We start from the raw sequence: 1,071 nt of genomic DNA, 5'->3' as shown, positions 1-1,071 counted from the left end.
TTAGACGGCTATTTCATTGGGACGATGATAAACAAAAAAAGGTCACTAAGGGTTATTTACGTAAGAAAAAGCGAAAGTGATACCGTACTTCGGTAACATGTTACCGTTAGCGGTAACAACTTAAACCGCATGGTTAAGCTATTTGTAGAGTGTTGTTACCGTGTTACCGTACTTTTCCTACTTCGCTAGGAATTTATCAGAGGAAATAAAAACATGAAAAAAGTACGCTGTCCGACAAAATGAATTTACTGATTTGAATTAGAAGAATAAGAAAGGAGTAAAAATGCGAGCAAGGTCTCCAACAAAATCAGTTGTTTTAACTCATTTATAAAAAGCGCAATTAACGTAATGAAATACAGGCCTTATCTGTAGTTTCGATAAATTGGTATCTTTACCAATAGAAAATAAGGAATCAATACAATGAATCAAACACTAAATACACTCAATGAGCTGTGGATTGAAGCAGGCGAAAAAGTAGAAAATTATAATGATAAAATCAATCAAATGCTCAAAAATGAAAACTTCTCAGCTCAAACTTTAAGAGATTTGACCGCAAAGAGAGATCATGCACAAGCTCGTTGTGATGCACTTAGAAATCAAGTCGACGAAGCACAAGCGACGCAAGTTGCTCATCTTCGCTCAAGCGGACAACTTCCCTTAGGAAATGGAGAAAACCAAACCGATCATTCTTTCATTTCAGATTTTAAAGCCTTAATGAGAGGCGATTCTAAAATCACAAATCTAGTCACTTCCTCTAAAGATGAATCAGGCGAAGCGGCTGGCTTAACCATTCCCCAAGATTTAAGAACTTCGATTAATGTCTTGAAACGCCAATATGATGTGATGGAGCAATATGTCAATGTTGAAAATGTAACTACAGCCTCAGGTTCTCGTGTTTATGAGAAATGGACAAATATTACCCCACTTACAAAATTAGATAGCGAAGATGAAACCATTGGAGCCAATGACGATCCCAATCTTAAACTTGTTAAGTATCAGATTGGACGCTACGGAGGGATCACAACAGCGACCAACTCCCTACTTAAAGATAGTGCCGAAAATATTATGTCA

1 protein-coding gene is annotated in these 1,071 nt (G+C 36.9%); it reads left to right on the top strand.

What is annotated here, in order from left to right; genetic code table 11:
• Positions 1–420 precede the first annotated feature (420 nt).
• On the top strand, positions 421–1,071 hold a 651-nt coding region (locus ABZ914_RS51760), incomplete at its 3' end, for a phage major capsid protein (RefSeq protein ID WP_500201869.1).

This window comes from Spirillospora sp. NPDC046719 (genome assembly GCF_040645715.1).
Lineage (GTDB): Bacteria > Actinomycetota > Actinomycetes > Streptosporangiales > Streptosporangiaceae > Spirillospora.
Note: the sequence above shows the minus strand (reverse complement) of the source record. Positions and strands in the feature narration are given on the sequence as shown.